15 protein-coding genes are annotated in these 15506 nt (G+C 62.3%); 8 read left to right on the forward strand and 7 right to left on the reverse strand.

Annotated features, from left to right (window positions below; all coding sequences use genetic code 11):
- The first annotated feature begins 4 nt into the window (after positions 1-4).
- From trxA to C7T36_RS12870, 4 genes are read left to right on the forward strand one after another with little or no spacing between them, the layout of a single operon-like run.
- A complete protein-coding gene (trxA, locus tag C7T36_RS12855) occupies positions 5-457 on the forward strand; it encodes a thioredoxin (RefSeq protein WP_045065867.1) in 453 nt (150 codons plus the stop codon).
- Positions 454-720: a UBP-type zinc finger domain-containing protein gene (locus C7T36_RS12860; protein ID WP_007735548.1), complete on the forward strand. Its 267-nt coding sequence runs from the start codon at positions 454-456 to the stop codon at positions 718-720. Before trxA ends, C7T36_RS12860 begins: the two co-directional genes overlap by 4 nt.
- Entirely contained in the window at positions 698-2425 is a 1728-nt protein-coding gene (locus C7T36_RS12865) for an FAD-dependent oxidoreductase (RefSeq protein WP_045065869.1), read from the forward strand. The genes C7T36_RS12860 and C7T36_RS12865 overlap by 23 nt, the downstream gene beginning before the upstream one ends.
- A gap of 13 nt (positions 2426-2438) precedes the next feature.
- Complete coding sequence (locus tag C7T36_RS12870; protein WP_172937240.1) at positions 2439-2879, forward strand: DUF1931 family protein; 441 nt, start codon at positions 2439-2441, stop codon at positions 2877-2879.
- Between the two features lie 194 nt (positions 2880-3073).
- Here the strand turns inward: C7T36_RS12870 and dnaB are convergent, their stop codons facing one another.
- The 5 genes from dnaB to rpsF all read right to left on the reverse strand — a co-directional run bounded on the left by dnaB (position 3074) and on the right by rpsF (position 6606).
- Positions 3074-4480 carry a replicative DNA helicase gene (dnaB, locus tag C7T36_RS12875; protein WP_080711886.1) on the reverse strand — a complete coding sequence of 469 codons (1407 nt, stop codon included), beginning with the start codon at positions 4478-4480 and terminating at the stop codon, positions 3074-3076.
- 492 nt (positions 4481-4972) lie between these two features.
- Positions 4973-5428: a 50S ribosomal protein L9 gene (gene rplI / locus C7T36_RS12880; RefSeq protein WP_033237098.1), complete on the reverse strand. Its 456-nt coding sequence runs from the start codon at positions 5426-5428 to the stop codon at positions 4973-4975.
- Positions 5429-5446: 18 nt separating this feature from the next.
- On the reverse strand, positions 5447-5689 hold the full coding sequence (rpsR, locus tag C7T36_RS12885; protein ID WP_003941245.1) for a 30S ribosomal protein S18: 243 nt from the start codon (positions 5687-5689) through the stop codon (positions 5447-5449).
- A gap of 39 nt (positions 5690-5728) precedes the next feature.
- Positions 5729-6253 (reverse strand): single-stranded DNA-binding protein, encoded by a 525-nt coding sequence (locus C7T36_RS12890; RefSeq protein WP_033237097.1) that lies wholly within the window; start codon positions 6251-6253, stop codon positions 5729-5731.
- Between the two features lie 65 nt (positions 6254-6318).
- Positions 6319-6606 (reverse strand): 30S ribosomal protein S6, encoded by a 288-nt coding sequence (rpsF, locus tag C7T36_RS12895; RefSeq protein WP_003941237.1) that lies wholly within the window; start codon positions 6604-6606, stop codon positions 6319-6321.
- 201 nt (positions 6607-6807) lie between these two features.
- Between rpsF and C7T36_RS12900 the strand changes: the two genes are divergently transcribed.
- From C7T36_RS12900 to C7T36_RS12910, 3 genes are read left to right on the forward strand one after another with little or no spacing between them, the layout of a single operon-like run.
- Positions 6808-8145: a glycosyltransferase family 87 protein gene (locus C7T36_RS12900; protein ID WP_045066805.1), complete on the forward strand. Its 1338-nt coding sequence runs from the start codon at positions 6808-6810 to the stop codon at positions 8143-8145.
- The gene (locus C7T36_RS12905; protein WP_033237096.1) at positions 8142-8726 is read left to right on the forward strand and encodes a GNAT family N-acetyltransferase; all 585 of its coding nucleotides are present in this window, start codon (positions 8142-8144) and stop codon (positions 8724-8726) included. Before C7T36_RS12900 ends, C7T36_RS12905 begins: the two co-directional genes overlap by 4 nt.
- 47 nt (positions 8727-8773) lie before the next feature.
- Positions 8774-9526: a DUF4190 domain-containing protein gene (locus C7T36_RS12910; protein WP_045066806.1), complete on the forward strand. Its 753-nt coding sequence runs from the start codon at positions 8774-8776 to the stop codon at positions 9524-9526.
- A gap of 7 nt (positions 9527-9533) precedes the next feature.
- Here C7T36_RS12910 and C7T36_RS12915 read toward each other — a convergent pair whose 3' ends face one another.
- The gene (locus C7T36_RS12915; RefSeq protein ID WP_045065877.1) at positions 9534-13379 is read right to left on the reverse strand and encodes a WD-40 repeat protein; all 3846 of its coding nucleotides are present in this window, start codon (positions 13377-13379) and stop codon (positions 9534-9536) included.
- Positions 13380-13531: 152 nt separating this feature from the next.
- Between C7T36_RS12915 and C7T36_RS12920 the strand changes: the two genes are divergently transcribed.
- Positions 13532-13879, forward strand: a complete 348-nt coding sequence (locus C7T36_RS12920) for a LuxR C-terminal-related transcriptional regulator (protein ID WP_084702561.1) — start codon at positions 13532-13534, stop codon at positions 13877-13879.
- 1 nt (position 13880) lies between these two features.
- Here the strand turns inward: C7T36_RS12920 and C7T36_RS12925 are convergent, their stop codons facing one another.
- Positions 13881-15494 carry a glycosyltransferase family 87 protein gene (locus C7T36_RS12925; RefSeq protein ID WP_375128702.1) on the reverse strand — a complete coding sequence of 538 codons (1614 nt, stop codon included), beginning with the start codon at positions 15492-15494 and terminating at the stop codon, positions 13881-13883.
- Positions 15495-15506 lie beyond the last annotated feature (12 nt).

Here is a 15506-nt window from a genome sequence, read left to right on the forward strand (position 1 = left end):
GGTCATGGGATCCGAAAAGGTGAAGTGCCCGAACTGCGGCAAGACCAACAACATCCCGGCAGCAGGGGAAGGAAGACCTCGCTGTGGGAACTGCCACGAGCCGCTGCCCTGGATCGCCGCAGCGGGAGACGGCGACTTCGCGGAGATCGTCGAAAAATCCTCGGTGCCTGTGCTCGTGGATCTGTGGGCGACGTGGTGCGGCCCGTGCCGCATGGTCAGCCCCGCGCTCGAGCAGCTCGCCAGAGAACACGCCGGCCAGATCAAGCTGGTCAAGGTCGACGTGGATGCCGCACCCCGGACGGCCGAACGATTCACCGTCCGCGCCGTGCCGACTCTGCTGGTGATGGACCGGGGTGAGGTTCTCGCTCGTCAGTCGGGCGCGGCTCCCGTGCCCCAGTTGCGCACGTGGCTCGATCAGGCGCTCTCGGAAAATGCCGGCGAGGAGGCGAAGTCATGAGTCCTGTCCACGCGGACCCACATGTAACCGCGATCCGGGCCGTGGTGCCCCGTACCCCGCAGGGTTGCGAGGAATGTCTTCGCCTCGGCACCCCGTGGGTGCATCTGAGGCTGTGTCTGACGTGCGGACACGTCGGTTGCTGCGATTCTTCGCCGGGCAGGCACGCGAGTGCTCACGCTCACGCCATCGGCCATCCGATCGTCCAGTCGATGGAGCCCGGTGAAGATTGGCGGTGGTGTTATGTCGACCAGAACTTCGTCTGAGCGCGCCTCACCCGTTGGGGACAGTCCGCCGGTCGACGACGAGACCGCGGACGAGGAGGGTGCTTTCCCGCGTCTGACGGACGACCAGGTCGCGACGCTCGAGCTCGGAGGCTCGCGTCGGTCGGTTCGCGCCGGCGAGGTGCTGATCCGAGAAGGCGTGCCCTGCAACGATTTCGTCGTGGTCCTTTCCGGCAAGGTCGCAGTCGTCGACGAGGGCGACGGGGACGGCGAGCGCCGGATACTGCGCGTCCACGGGCCCGGGCGCTTCCTGGGCGAACTCGGACTGTTGGAAGGCCAGGTGGCGTTCTTCACCGCCGAAGCGATCGAGGACGGCGAGATACTCGTCGTCCCGGCCGAGCAGGTGCGCGAGCTGATTACCCACGATCCCGTGCTCAGCGATCTGATCCTGCGCGCCTACCTCGTGCGTCGACACCTGCTGATCGGGCTCGGCTCGGGGTTCCGGATCATCGGCTCCTGTTTCTCCCCCGATACATTGCGGCTTCGCGAGTTTGCCATGCGAAATCGTTTGCCCCACAGGTGGTTCGACTTGGAGCAGGACGAACGGGCGGAGCAGCTGCTACGCAGCCTGAACGTCGCCCCCGAGGACACACCCGTCGTGATCTGGCACGGCGAGAAGGTGCTGCGCAATCCGACGAATGCGGAACTCGCACGCGTCGTCGGGCTTGCCGTCCCGGCATCCGTCGCGGACGCAGCCAAGGACGTATACAACCTCGTCGTCGTGGGTGCCGGACCGGCCGGTCTGGCCGCGTCGGTGTACGGCGCCTCGGACGGGTTGAACACGGTGACGTTGGAGCGGATCGCCGCGGGCGGCCAGGCCAGTACCTCCTCCCGGATCGAGAACTATCTGGGCTTCCCCGCCGGGGTCTCCGGCTCCGAATTGGCCGAGCGAGCCGTGCTTCAGGCCGGGAAGTTCGGCGCCCGCATCCTGGTGTCGGCAGAAGTGACCGGTTTGGGATCCGACGCCGGGAACCATGTGCTCCGACTGGCGGACGGCGGCACGGTTCACGCCCGGGCCGTTGTGCTCGCCGCCGGGGCGCGATACCGCAAGTTGGCCGTTCAGGGGATCGAGGCGCTGGAAGGAACGAGCGTGTACTACGCCGCAACCCACCAGGAAGCGCGGATATGCGGCACCGACCCGATAGCCATCGTCGGTGGCGGCAACTCCGCCGGCCAGGCTGCCGTCTTCCTCGCCGAGCATGTCTCACACGTGCACCTGCTCATCCGCGGCGATGACCTCGGAAAGAGCATGTCCCGTTACCTGGTCGACCAGATCGAACACCACCCGCGCGTAACCGTGCACCGGAACACCGAGATTCGTGCGGTCCACGGCGAGAAATACCTCGACGAAATTGCGGTCGAGGACAATCGCAGCGGCGAGCAGGACACGATCCGGGTGCGCGCCCTGTTCGTCTTCATCGGGGCAGTACCGCACACCGGGTGGCTGGCCGAAGCGATCGCACTCGACGACCACGGCTTCGTCCTCACCGGCATGGACGCGATCCACTCCCGAGCAGACGGCAACCTGCCGATCAGCGATGGCCTGTCCAGGACGCTCGAAACCAGCCTGCCCGGCCTGTTCGCGGCGGGCGACATCCGCCGAGGCTCTGTGAAACGAGTCGCATCCGCCGTCGGTGAAGGAGCGATGGCCGTACGCCAAATCCATGAATACTTCGAAAGGAGCTGACGACATGCCAGTAATGGGCACCGTGAAATTCCAGCGGTTCTTCAGGGCAGCAGCTGGACTGCAGGTCGACCGGAACGACCTCAAGCGCTATACCGATTTCATCGACGACAAGATCTACGACGTGCTCCTGATCGGCAAAGCCTCCGCAAAAGCAAACTTGCGCGACGTGATCGAACCGTGGGACCTGCCGATCACCAAGGGATTACAGGAGAGCATCCACCGGTTCGAAAAACTCGACGAGGAGATCGAACTTCAGCCGCTGCTCGATCAGCTCACGGCCCACCCACCCTTGGACGTGGCCCTCTCGGAAGAGACCGAGCAACGACTGCCGCTGATCGCAGGAGGCTTGAGCGTAGCGCTGGCGCATACCTTCGCCACGGTCGAACCGGACCGCAAGAACCCCGGCACAGCCCAATGGACCGTCGCCTTCGACATCTTCCACCTACTGCTGTGACTACCACCCGTCCCGGCGAACCAGTAGATCGCCGGGACACCACACCGTGGTCGGGAATCACGAACCACGGTTGTCGACACCACGCTTCCTGAAGCAGAGATGAAAATACGCAGTTCAGGGGCTTGCTTCGGTCGAAACCCTTGTTAATCTAGCGTCGCACTTTGTTAACTTCGCTGCATCTCGACAGGCAGTTGCTAGCCTCGCGCCATGTCCACGAACTTGGACAGGTGAAGTTGGTGCGCCACAGTGATTGTGGCGGTCGGACCGTTACGGTGCTTACCGAGAATCAGGTCGGCTTCACCACCGCGAGGATCGTCGCGCTCAGTCGCATCAGGGCGGTACAACAGGATGACCATATCGGCATCCTGCTCCAGCGAGCCCGATTCACGAAGGTCGGCAACCTGGGGGCGCTTGTCGGTTCGCTGCTCAGGACCACGGTTGAGCTGACAGATTGCGACAACCGGAACTTCGAGCTCCTTCGCCAAAAGCTTTAGGCTACGGGAGAATTCGGAAACTTCCTGCTGACGCGATTCGACCTTTTTACCCGAGCTCATCAGCTGCAGGTAGTCGATGACGATCAGGCGAATATCGTGTTTCTGCTTGAGCCGCCGAGCTTTTGCGCGAATCTCCATCATCGTGAGGTTGGGGGAGTCGTCGATGAACAGCGGCGCCTCACTGATCTCACTCATACGACGCGCGAGCTTGGTCCAGTCGTCGTCGGTCATCTTGCCGGAACGCATGTCGCCGAGCTTGATCTTTGCCTCTGCCGAGAGCAGACGCATCACGATCTCGGTTTTGCTCATTTCCAGTGAGAACATGACGCTGGCCATGCCGTGGGTGATGGAGCAGGAACGCAAAAAATCCATTCCTAGGGTGGATTTCCCGACTCCAGGTCTAGCCGCGACGATGATCATCTGACCGGCATGAAGACCGTTGGTGATTTCGTCGAGATCCTTGAACCCGGTGGGCACGCCGAGGGAGATGCCACCGCGGCTGGCGATGGAGTCGATCTCATCCATCGTGGGCTGGAGGAGTTCGGTGAGGGGCACGAAGTCCTCGGTGGTACGACGCTCGGTGACCTCGAAGATTTCGGCCTGCGCGCGGTCGACAACCTCGGCGACATCCTGGCCGTCGGTGCCGGCGTAGCCGTATTGAACGATCCGGGTGCCGGCGTCGACGAGGCGTCGTAGCACCGATTTCTCGGCCACGATCTCGGCATAGTAGGCGGCATTGGCAGCGGTGGGCACTGTCTGGGTGAGAGTCACCAGATACGAAGCGCCACCGATTTTGCGGAGCTCACCGCGACGGTCCAGTTCAGCCGAGACGGTCACCGGGTCGGCAGGCTCACCGCGGCTGTAGAGGTCCAGGATCACGTCGTAGACGGACTGATGGGCCGGCCGGTAGAAGTCGCCGGGCCGCAGGACCTCGAGGACGTCAGCGATGGCATCCTTGCTCAGCAGCATGCCGCCGAGGACGGACTGCTCGGCAACCATGTCTTGGGGTGGTTGGCGGCCGAATTCCTGATCGGGCTCGGACTCGGGCGGCCCCGGGTAATCCTGTCCGGAGTAGTCGGAAGGCCCTCGATCATCCACAACAGCCATCAGAGAGACCTTCCCGTAAAACATTCGATGACACTGCGAGAAAAACGCAGGGCCCTCACTATTTGTACCTGCCCCCACCGACATCGTGCTGGTGGAAAATCACCGGTCGGTAGATAGACGCCGAGACGACGTTAGGGACTTGCCAGCCCACAAACAAACGGACCTGTGGATGAATCTGTGGAGTAATTGTGGAAACTCCTGAAAAACTGTGTGCACCATCTGGGGATAACCTGGGGACAACTTTTGGTGTTTCCCATAAAACCCCAGCTAGAGATACATGTGCAATTTCACACACCTGTTGATGAAAAAACTATCTCCGCAGTCGGCGCGTCGGCGTGTCGGGCGTGTTGCGGAGCCCGAATGATCACGGATCATCAAGTTGAACGTCACACTGTGACAGTTATCCCCAACCCCGGATCGAGTCGCTATGTGCACAAAAAGGTCGAGCCCCACACACCGAAGTGTGCGGGGCTCGCCCGGAGAACGAATCGACTATGCGCCGACGACGTTCAGGTTGAACTTGGCAACCACATCGGGATGCAGGTTCACGGACACGGCATGCTTGCCCGTGTTCTTGATGTGAGCCTTCGGCAACGCGATGGTGCGCTTGTCGATAACCGGTCCACCGGCAGCCTTGATCGCAGCAGCGACGTCAGCAGCGGTAACGGAACCGAAGAGCTTGCCCGAACCACCGGCGGTCTTGACCGACAGCGTTACGGACTCGAGTCCCTCGATAGCGGCCTTGAGCTCCTTGGCGTGGTCCAGGCCGCGCACTGCGCGCAGTTCCTGTGCACGACGGATTCCTTCGACCTGCTTCTCGGCGCCACGAGTAGCGACGATTGCCAGCCGGCGGGGGAGCAGGTAGTTACGGCCGTAGCCGTCCTTGACCTCGACGGTGTCGCCAGGCGCACCGAGGTTGTCCACGTCAGCGGTGAGGATGAGCTTCATGTTCTTTCCTCCCTTTCCTTAGCGAGCCACGGTGGCGTAAGGCAGCAGTGCTACCTCACGTGAGTTCTTGACGGCAATGGCAACGTCGCGCTGGTGCTGGACGCAATTGCCGGTGACACGACGAGCACGGATCTTTCCGCGGTCGCTGACGTACTTACGCAGCAACGTCGTGTCCTTGTAGTTGATCTGCGTGTTCTTCTCTTTGCAGAAGGTGCAGACCTTCTTCTTCATAACCTTGTCGCGCAAGGGCGGCTTCGGCATGTCTTTGCTCTTTTCTGGATGTCCCTGATCAGGTACGGATCAGAAAGGCGGTTCGTCGTTGCCGCCGCCACCGAAGGAGCCCGAAGCCGGAGGGGCACTGCCCCACGGATCGTCTCCACCGGAAGGTGCAGCGCTCGGACGTCCGCCGCCCGATCCGCCGGAGGAACCTCCGAAGTTGCCGCCGCCACCGCCGCCACCACGGTTGGCCTTGTTGACCTTTGCCGTGGCGTACTTCAGTGAAGGACCGATTTCATCAACTTCGAGCTCGACGACAGTTCGCTTTTCGCCCTCACGAGTTTCGTACGAACGCTGCTTGAGCCGGCCGCTCACGATTACTCGTGAGCCACGGGTCAAGCTCTCCGCGACGTTCTCGGCTGCTTCGCGCCAGATGTTGCAACGCATGAACAGCGCATCGCCGTCTTTCCATTCATTGGAATTACGGTCGAAGGTGCGGGGTGTGGAAGCAACCGTGAAGTTTGCCACCGCAGCACCCGCCGGGGTGAAACGAAGCTCAGGATCAGCCGTCAGGTTTCCGATGACGGTGATGATGGTGTCGCCAGCCATGTGGTTCCTCCTGCTTTTGATGTAAGTCTGTTGGGTGCGAGGTTAGAGTTCGCTACCGACAGAAATCACTTGTTGTGGCGCAGAACCTTCGTGCGCAGAACCGACTCGTTCAGACCGAGCTGACGATCGAGCTCAGCAACGGTGGCGGGAGTGGCGTTGATGTCGATCACCGCGTAGATACCTTCAGCATGCTTCAGGATCTCGTAGGCGAGACGACGCTTACCCCAGACATCGACCTTGTCGATCGTGCCGCCGTGCTGGCGCACAACATTGAGGAACGTATCCAGCGAAGGAGCGACAGTGCGCTCGTCCAGGCTGGGGTCAAGGATGACCATCAATTCGTAATGACGCATAAGACCTCATCACCTCCTGTGGACTAAGTGAAAACGGCCACGGACTATCCGTGGCAGGAGGGTCGTTGCGTCAGCAACCCTCGTAGGTTACACGAGGTGCCCCTGACCAGCGAAATCGCGTCCCCGATCACAGGAAACGCCCAGAACGCGCAAGGGCGCTCGTCGAACCGTCTGGTGGTGCGAGCCCCTAGGGTGGGCTTCATGCGAACGGACCGGAAAACCTCGGCGTCGATCCTGACGCTTGTCGTCGGTCTCTGCGGGCTGGCAATGACCCTGGGCTACTTCAACAAGGCACGGTGCGCCGGCGCGCCCTTTGCGCCGGACGGCCGGAGCCTTGCCTTCGATGTCGATAAGAACGTCCGTGTCTGTTACTCCGACATCCAGCTTCTGTGGCTCGGACGCGGCATCGACCAACACCTCTTTCCGTTTGTCACCGGCGGCATCACGCCAGAAGGTTTCCTCTACGGCGGAACCGTCGAGTATCCGGTGCTCAGCGGAATCCTGATGTGGCTGGGCGGAATCGGATCCCACAACGATGCCGAGTTCCTGCTGCATTCCGCGTTGATCCTGGCCCCGTTCGGCTTGCTGACGGCATGGATGCTTGGCCGGATGAGCGGCGCGTACGCGTTGATCTGGTCGGCCACCCCGCCACTGGTGTTGTACGCGTTCCACAACTGGGAGCTGCCCGTCGTTGCAACCAGCGTCGGCGCGATCTTCGTGATGACGTTCGAGCGCATACCTTTTCGGACGCGGGCGATACTGGCGTCGATCATCCTGGCCATCGGTTTCTGCCTGAAGTTGTATCCGGGAATCTTTGTTCTTCCGCTTCTCGCGTATGTCCTGACACGCGGCCGAGACGGCAAGAAGTACGACGTACGCGGCGCGCTGATGACGGCTGGTGCCGCGGTGGCGACGGTGGTTCTCGTCAACCTTCCGTTTGCCCTCATCTCGTACGACGGTTGGCGTGCGTCCTTCAGTTTCCAGGAGAAGCGCAGCGCCGACATCACCACCAATTCGCTGTGGTTCTGGGGTCTTCGACCGTTCTACGGCTTCGGTGTACGCGAACTCAACGCGGACTACGACGCATTGGTGAGCATCCTGTCCCCTCTGATGATCCTGTTGTCGTTCGCGTTGGCAATGTATCTGGGCTGGCGACGCTTTGTGCGCGACGGTTATTTCCCGTGGATCGCGGTGAGCGCGGCAATGTTGTGCGGATTCATCTTGCTGCACAAGGTGAATTCGCCGCAGTACACCTTGTGGCTGCTGCCGTTCCTGGTGCTGTTTCAGATCCGATGGTTCTGGATCGCCGCGTATCTCGTGGCCGATGCCGCATTGGGAATCGGCATCTTCCGCTACTTCTACCAACTCGACATGAACCTCGATCCGAGCAAGTACGAAGCCGTCGTGCAGGCCAGCGTGTGGGGTCATGTGGTGTTGCTGGCCGTGTTCTTCTTCCTGTTCTTGCGGGTACCGCTGCGCTATCCGCTCGCCGGGACGGCTGTCGAGAAAATCCCACCGATACCGGAGCTCAGCAGATGACCGAAAGCTGGTTTCAATCACCGACATTGACCGGCACGCATGTCCGGCTCGAACCGTTGGTCCGTGAGCACGCCGACGCACTCATTGCCGCGTCGGACGATCCGAGCATCTTCCGCTGGACAGCCGCCCCGATCAACACTCACGCAGAGGCGGTCGCCTACATCGAGGCGGCCGAGTCGAATCCGGATCGGGTAGCGTTCGCCCAGATCGACACGCGCACCGACGCCGTAGTGGGCAGCACCTCGCTGTATCAAATCGCCCCGGCGTATCGCAGTCTTGCGATCGGGTACACGTGGCTGTCGAAGTCCGCTCAGGGAACCCGGATCAATCCGGAGGCCAAACTTCTCCTGCTGCGTCGGGCATTCGACGATCTCGGCGCCGTCCGCGTCGAATGGCACACGGACGAGTTCAACGAACAATCCCGGGCCGCCATCGCCAAGCTGGGCGCGCAGTACGAGGGCTTGCTCCGCAAGCACCGCCAGCGAACGGATGGCAGTTGGCGCACCACCGCCCTCTTTTCCATGACGGACGAGGATTGGCCGACGATCGCACCGCAGTTGGAGCGACGCGTCCGCAGCTAACCAACCGCCTGCGCGGTTTGCCTGACTTCGTACCGCAAAATCAGTGCATGAGCGAACCGGGACCGTACGGATACCAGCAGCAGTACCCAAAACAGAACTGGCAGCAACCGCAGCCAACGAACGTCTTGGCGGTCCTGGCGCTGGTATTCGCGTTCCTCTTTGCCCCACTGGGAATCGTGTTCGGCCACATCGCGCGCAGTCAGATCAAACGGACCGGTGAGCAGGGCGACGGCTTGGCACTCGCCGGCCTGATCCTCGGTTACATCTTCACCGCGATCGGCATACTCTTCTTCATCGCGTGGATCGCCTTCTGGGGACTGTTCGCGACCGCTGTCACGGAGGCTGCTGACGACGCCCGGTCGAATACCTACACCTACACCACCGCGCAGTCGTACGCAGCGACCACGGCACCCCGGACCACAACGGTTCCACAAACAACCACCGTGCCCCGGGTAACCACGACGGTGTCCGGCCCACTTCCCACCGTCACCGGGACGGACCGGCAAGGTTTCATCTCGAACGGTCCCCGCTGCAATGCGTCCAACCCCGCCGTTGCTGTTGCGATCACTACCGGTTCACGAATCGTCGTCTGTGAAACCGGTGTCGGCCGCTACTACTACAAGGGTGAAAGACTCAGTGACGGAGCAACAATCGAGATCGACGATCCGATCCGCACCAGGGAAGGCTTTGCCGCCCGCAACGACGATGTCACCTACCAACTCAGCCCCAGTGGATTACTTGTCCTGGACGGCGGAAGTGAACTGGGCAGCGAACCGGCCGTCGAAGTCTGGTTGAACTGAGAGGCTTCTAGGCCTCGCACAGATCTCGGTACGGCACACCGGGGAGGTATCGCTCCCATTCGGCCTCGGTGATGAGAGTTCCGGCGGTACTGCATATCCGCGCGGAGACAGCATCCGGATCGGTGCCCCACACGCGAATTGTCTTCTCGGTGCCACTACCCGCAATCAGGTCGGCCGCACCCGCGAATTGTGCATCGTTGACTCGCACGGGTTGCGCCGTCAATACTGCAAACCGCTCGGGGTCCTGCGGCGCCGTGATGTCCCACAACCACACCGTGCCATCACCCACGCCGGCCGAGAGCAACTCACCTGCCCGATTGAAGGACACTGAGTAGATCGCCGATTCGGGACCGACCATTCGTGCGAGTTGCCTTGGTTCCGAAGGATTCTCGACATTCCACAACTGCACACTGTGGTCCGCACTACCGGTCGCCATGAGCGTACCGTCCGGACTGAACATCACCGCCTGGGCATAACTTTCGAAACCGCCGACACTGGCAACAATCCGCGGAGCAGCTCGATCGGATATGTCCCACAGATCGACCTCGTTCTTGGCGTTGGCAACGGCCAGCGTGGTGTCACCCGGCCGGAACGCCATCATCTGCGGGTACGACCCGGCATCGGTCCTCGACAGAAGCTCGGGCGCCGCAGGATCGGAGACGTCGACCAAGGCAAAGACGTTGTCATCCTGTGACGACACCGCCAACAGCGTTCCCGACGGGTCGAGTGCAACAACGGCCACGATGCCATCGACGTACTCCTGCCGGTCACTGGCGAGTCTCGGCGTCGTCGGATCGCTGATGTCCCACAAATACGCTCCACCCGTACCTGTTCCGGCCACCGCCAGCCGGCCATCTGCCGATATCGCCGACGCCCCGGTGAACCTGTCCTCACCGCGGGGTGTCATCTCGGGCATCAACACCGGATTGTCGAAATCCTCGGTGTTCCACGCCAGCAACGCACTACCCTTGGCGCCGACGCCAGCCAGAAGTCGCGAACCGTCACCGGCAAAAGGACTGGTGTAGATGGTGTCTCGTGCTCCCGCCCACACGGGCCCCGGCATCGACCACACGCGTGTCACCCCGTTGAGTCCGCCGGTGACCAGAATCTGCCCGTCCTCGCTGTAGTCGACCGTGGTGATGGCGCCGGAATCCGGCAGCACCTCGATCAGCGCTGCGGTACGCGGATCCCACACTCGCACGGTGTTGTCGGAACTACCTGCAGCAAAACGGGTTCCGTCGTTGCTGTAGTTGATTTCGTTGACGTAGCTGGAAAACCCGGTGAGCGCAGCCAATGGGCGCGGGCGAGCCGGATCTGCCATGTCCCAGCGCACCACTTCTCGCGCCGTAGATCCCGCAGCAAATTCCCGCCCGTCGGCGCTGAACGCAACACCCAGATAGTGATTGGTGGTGCCGTCGGGTTCGGTTGCAAAAATCGGTGGCGCAGCGGGATTGTCCCACTGCGTCACATCCCACACCCGCAGAGTGCTCTGGCGCCCACCGGCCACGAGCAAACGGCCATCGGGACTGAACGTGGCAGTGACGGTTCCCGAAGCCGGATGCGGAAGCGGTGGCAGTGCAACCGCGTCGGCAGTGTCGTCGATGTTCCATCGCAACACGTCCGGCGTCGACGTGCCGGCAATCAACTTGGTTCCGTCCGGACTGAACTCCATGTCCTGCACCACGTGATCCGCGTCGACGAACAGTGTTCCGCGCACCGGGTTGGCCGGGTCCGACACATCCCACAGCGCGCCGCCGCCTGCTCCACCGGTCGACAGCAAACGCCCGTCCGGACTGAACGACGCCGCAAACAGAGCCGTCCCTTCCGCCACCCCGAAGAATTCCGACACCGGCGTTACCGACGCGGCACCCTCGACTATCGGATACAGGCGGACCATTCCGTCGGAACTTGCCACGGCCACAATGGTTCCCGCGGGATTGATTCGAGCTTTCATGGCACCGGGCGGGCCGACGATGCGCGTCGCCGCATGCACACCCGACGCGTCGAGCAGCGCCGAGCGGGCTTCCGTGGTCTCGCTGACGTCATACGCGGCCAATGCAAGCTGCGCCGCCAACGACGGATCCTTGGCGCGCATCCGCGTCGCCTCGGTGGCAACCTGACGGGACATCGCTTCGTCACGGGCCGTATCTGCCTCGGCGCGTTGATGATTGGCACTGAACCCGGCGACCATCGCGACCACGGCCAGCACCAAGGCAATCACCGACGCGGCAGCCAGCGCCGAGACAAGCCGTCGTAGCACGCGGGTCCGTCGCCGATCTGCACTTTCCTGCTGATCCCGATGCGCGATACTTGCGGCGAGAAATTCTCGCTCGGTCGCGTTGAGATCGGCGATGCGGGTCTCGCTTGGTTCCAGTTCGAGGCCCAATTCACCGGTACGTAGCCATTCTTCGGTCAGATGTAGGCGGGCAGCCCCGAGCAAAGCACCGGGGTCGCGGCCACTGTCTTCCCACACCTGCGCCGCATAGGTGAATCGGCGGTGGACCGCCAGACCGGCGCGATCCGAATCGATCCAATCGCGCAGCCGACTCCACGCCGACAGCAATACCTCATGCGAAACCTCGACGGTCTCCTCGTCCACAGTCAACAGACGCCTCAGCGCAAAAAGGTCGATGACGGTATTGACGTCGCCGAAGTTGTCGCCGAGAAAAAGCTCGGTACGGGGAGCTCGTCGACGCGTCTGCGTGACCTCGTCGACGTTGACCAACCGGAGGAAGATCCTGCGCGCCAACTTCTGCTGCCGCTCGGTCAGCTCGCCGTACACCTCCTCGGCGCTCTGCTGAACTGCACCCGCGATGCCGTCGGTTGCGTAGTAGTCGGACACCGTCAGGGTCTTACGCGTGGAGCGCTGCCAGGTTCCCAGCAGTGCGTGGGACAGGAGGGGGAGTGCCCCCGGGTCACTTGCCGTGTGCGAACCGCGCGGCGTCAGCTCACCGACCAGAACCTGAACCAGCTCACTCTGAACCGTCATCCCGGCCTTCACTGCCGGCTCGACGATCACGTCACGCAACTGCTCCTCGGTGAGCGGACCGACCACCATCGGCGAATCGTCGAGCAACGGAAGCAGCAACGGCTCCTCGGCCGCAAGCCCGTAGAAATCGGCCCGCATCCCGATCACGACGATCGTGGTCTCACCCAGATCAGCGAGCGCCCGAAGGAATTCCTCGCGACGATCACGATCGCGCTGCGTCCACAGTTCCTCGAACTGATCGACGATCAGGACCGCGGGAGTGTCGCCGATCGACGACGGAATGTCCTGCGAACCCGGGTGCAGAACCTCCACGTGCCAACCGTCGAACCGCGGATCGCCGTCGGCAATCTTCGGAGCCAGACCAGCCCGCAGCAACGACGACTTACCGGAGCCAGACGCTCCGATGACCATGAACTGACGGCTGCCCTCACCCCGCGTCGCCGCCGCGACTCGTTCCACCAGAGCAGTGGTGAGTTCACCTCGCCCGAAGAACCACTCGGCGTCCTCCTGACGGAAGGATTCGAGTCCGCGATACGGAACGACGGTGTCGCCGCGGCGGCGGGCAGTCAGTTGCCGCACGCGCTGGACCGCGCTGATCCAGCTCTCCTGTTGCTCGCCCGAATCGACTCCGCACGCTTTCAACAGCGCAACGAACTTCGGCATGCTGTTCGGTGTCGGAAGGTGCTGCCCGGAAAACCACCCGGCCACGGTTCCGTGGAGACCGCCTGACCGTTCGACGGCGTCGCGGACTGTCAGCCCCGCGGCCTTCCGCAACGCAGTTAGCGATTCAGCAAACTGCCCCCGCGACTCGATATTTGCGGGATCGACATGATTTTCGGTGCCGGATTCCGCCTTCGAGTTCATAGCGAGGCACTTTATCCGACCAGGTCAGAGAATCGCGCGTTGTATGGACTGTGTATTGATCGCGCCTTCGACCGGAATTTCGAGCGAACGCCTGGACATACTGATCACGTCGCATTTCGGCCCGCCCGCAGCCCTTCTGCAAAGTTGCGCCGATGCAGGCACTTCCTCCCTTGGAACCTCAGCCGAAAGGTGTCTTTGTCATGGAGTTTGTCCAGTCGACGCGAATGGCCCCAACGTGCATGGCTCACGTCAGGGGACGCCGCGTGAACTCCCGTACACCGCGCTTGAGCGCCCGCGAAATCGAAGTCCTGCTTACCTGGCTTCGGGCAGATTCCAAACAGGAAGTTGCGCTCGAGCTGAGAGTGGGCGTCGGCACTGTCAACACGCACATCTCCCGGATCAGAACCAAGTACATCAACGTCGGGCGCCCCGCACCGACCAAGGCGGCACTGTTCGCGCGCGCCATCCAGGACGGTCACACCACTCTCGACGAATGGTGATTCAGACGGGCGAAAGCTCCGGCTCGCGCACCGGTTTCGGACGCAGCCACCCCGGGAACCACGACGGCTGCTTGTCCGGTGCCTGATCGAGAACACCACCGGCCGGATCGTCGATGAACCCGTACCGCACAAGGTCTTCGTCGGGGCGGTAGATCTGGCGAAGAATGACCGCGCACAGCACCAGAACCGCGATATCGCGCAGCACAACAGTTCCCGTGAACCACTGCTCGGGCAGACCCTTGTTCGAGACTCCGAGGTAGTACATCATCCGCGGAACCCACACCAACGCGTCGATGGTCATCCAGGCAAGAAGCAGTCGGCGATGCGGCAGGGCAAGAACCGCGAGCGGCACCAGCCACAGTGAATACTGCGGACTCCACACCTTGTTGGTCAGCAAGAACCCCGCGACAAGCAGGAAACACAGTTGCGCGACGCGGGGGCGTCGCTGCGCCGTCAAAGCGACGTAACCGATTCCCACGCAGACCACAGCAAAGAGAATGAACGACACGGCATTGAGATTCGACGGCGATTCACCTTGCGCCAGGGGACCGTCGAGGCCCGTCCACGACGTGAACGACGCGATTACGTTGTAGATCGAGTCCGGATCGGCGCCACGCTCGGAGTTGAGCCGGAAGAACTCGTACCAACCGTGCGGGTAGAGCGCTGCGATCGGAAGATTCACCGCCAGCCACGCCGCGGCCGCGCTGAGCGCCGTCACCAGCCACTCACGCGTCTTGCCCGCCCGCAGGCACAGAACCAGCAGCGGGCCGAGCAACAACAGCGGATACAACTTCGCGGCGCCGCCCAACCCCAACAAAATGCCCGCGAGGACCGGTCGCTTACGCGCCCACGCCAACAAACCGCCCATGGCAAATGCCGTCGCCAACGGATCGAAGTTGGTGAACACGTGCACGATCACGAGCGGCGAACACGCGACCAACGCGCCGTCCCACACCCGCCTGCCGGCCAAGAGCGTCGTCGCCCACACTGTCACCAACCACGCCAACGCCAAGCCGAACGCAACGACGTTGAAGTACAGGGCAACTTGAATTGCGCCCGGCAGCCACGTGATCGAATCCCACGCCTTTGCGACCTTCATGGAGCCGTACTGATAGAGCCCCGAGAGAACCGGATACTCCATGTACCGCGTCTGCACGGAACCGTCGGATCGGGTTTCCTCCCACGACTTCTTGTACGGGAACGCACCCTGATCGAGGCGCTCCGCACCGTACAGAGGAACTGTGTCCGAGTAACACAAGGCGACGTACTGGCGGGAGCCTCCCCAGTCCAGACCCAGCTGCCCCTGCTCACCGAACGGCGCCTGTTGAATACACGCAGCCTTGGTCGACCACCCCAACGCCAGGAACACGACGGCCAACAGCAAGATGACCCGCATCGGGGTGAAAAAACGGGTCCGGCCGATCAGCGCATGCCGACCGACCGGACCACCTACCGTGCCTGACAACGCAGACACCATTACATCGTTACGACTGGGAACGTCACGCCAATCTGCCGACCGCGTGTCCTCCGCCAACGGCGCAGGGGACTCGATCGCCTGCGACTCCGCATCGTCTGTCACAGAAGTCGCATCGGCATCATCTACATTGGCGGCCACTCCGCGAGGCTA

The sequence above is a fragment of the Rhodococcus sp. AD45-ID genome (assembly GCF_003023755.1).
Taxonomy (GTDB): domain Bacteria; phylum Actinomycetota; class Actinomycetes; order Mycobacteriales; family Mycobacteriaceae; genus Rhodococcus_F; species Rhodococcus_F globerula.

Bases quoted from the DNA above. Each gene is read 5' to 3' on its own strand.
- trxA (WP_045065867.1), top strand. From the start codon at position 5: ATGGGATCCGAAAAGGTGAAGTGCCCGAACTGCGGCAAGACCAACAAC.
- C7T36_RS12860 (WP_007735548.1), top strand. From the start codon at position 454: ATGAGTCCTGTCCACGCGGACCCACATGTAACCGCGATCCGGGCCGTG.
- C7T36_RS12865 (WP_045065869.1), top strand. From the start codon at position 698: ATGTCGACCAGAACTTCGTCTGAGCGCGCCTCACCCGTTGGGGACAGT.
- C7T36_RS12870 (WP_172937240.1), top strand. From the start codon at position 2,439: ATGGGCACCGTGAAATTCCAGCGGTTCTTCAGGGCAGCAGCTGGACTG.
- dnaB (WP_080711886.1), bottom strand. From the start codon at position 4,480: ATGGCTGTTGTGGATGATCGAGGGCCTTCCGACTACTCCGGACAGGAT.
- rplI (WP_033237098.1), bottom strand. From the start codon at position 5,428: ATGAAGCTCATCCTCACCGCTGACGTGGACAACCTCGGTGCGCCTGGC.
- rpsR (WP_003941245.1), bottom strand. From the start codon at position 5,689: ATGCCGAAGCCGCCCTTGCGCGACAAGGTTATGAAGAAGAAGGTCTGC.
- C7T36_RS12890 (WP_033237097.1), bottom strand. From the start codon at position 6,253: ATGGCTGGCGACACCATCATCACCGTCATCGGAAACCTGACGGCTGAT.
- rpsF (WP_003941237.1), bottom strand. From the start codon at position 6,606: ATGCGTCATTACGAATTGATGGTCATCCTTGACCCCAGCCTGGACGAG.
- C7T36_RS12900 (WP_045066805.1), top strand. From the start codon at position 6,808: ATGCGAACGGACCGGAAAACCTCGGCGTCGATCCTGACGCTTGTCGTC.
- C7T36_RS12905 (WP_033237096.1), top strand. From the start codon at position 8,142: ATGACCGAAAGCTGGTTTCAATCACCGACATTGACCGGCACGCATGTC.
- C7T36_RS12910 (WP_045066806.1), top strand. From the start codon at position 8,774: ATGAGCGAACCGGGACCGTACGGATACCAGCAGCAGTACCCAAAACAG.
- C7T36_RS12915 (WP_045065877.1), bottom strand. From the start codon at position 13,379: ATGAACTCGAAGGCGGAATCCGGCACCGAAAATCATGTCGATCCCGCA.
- C7T36_RS12920 (WP_084702561.1), top strand. From the start codon at position 13,532: ATGCAGGCACTTCCTCCCTTGGAACCTCAGCCGAAAGGTGTCTTTGTC.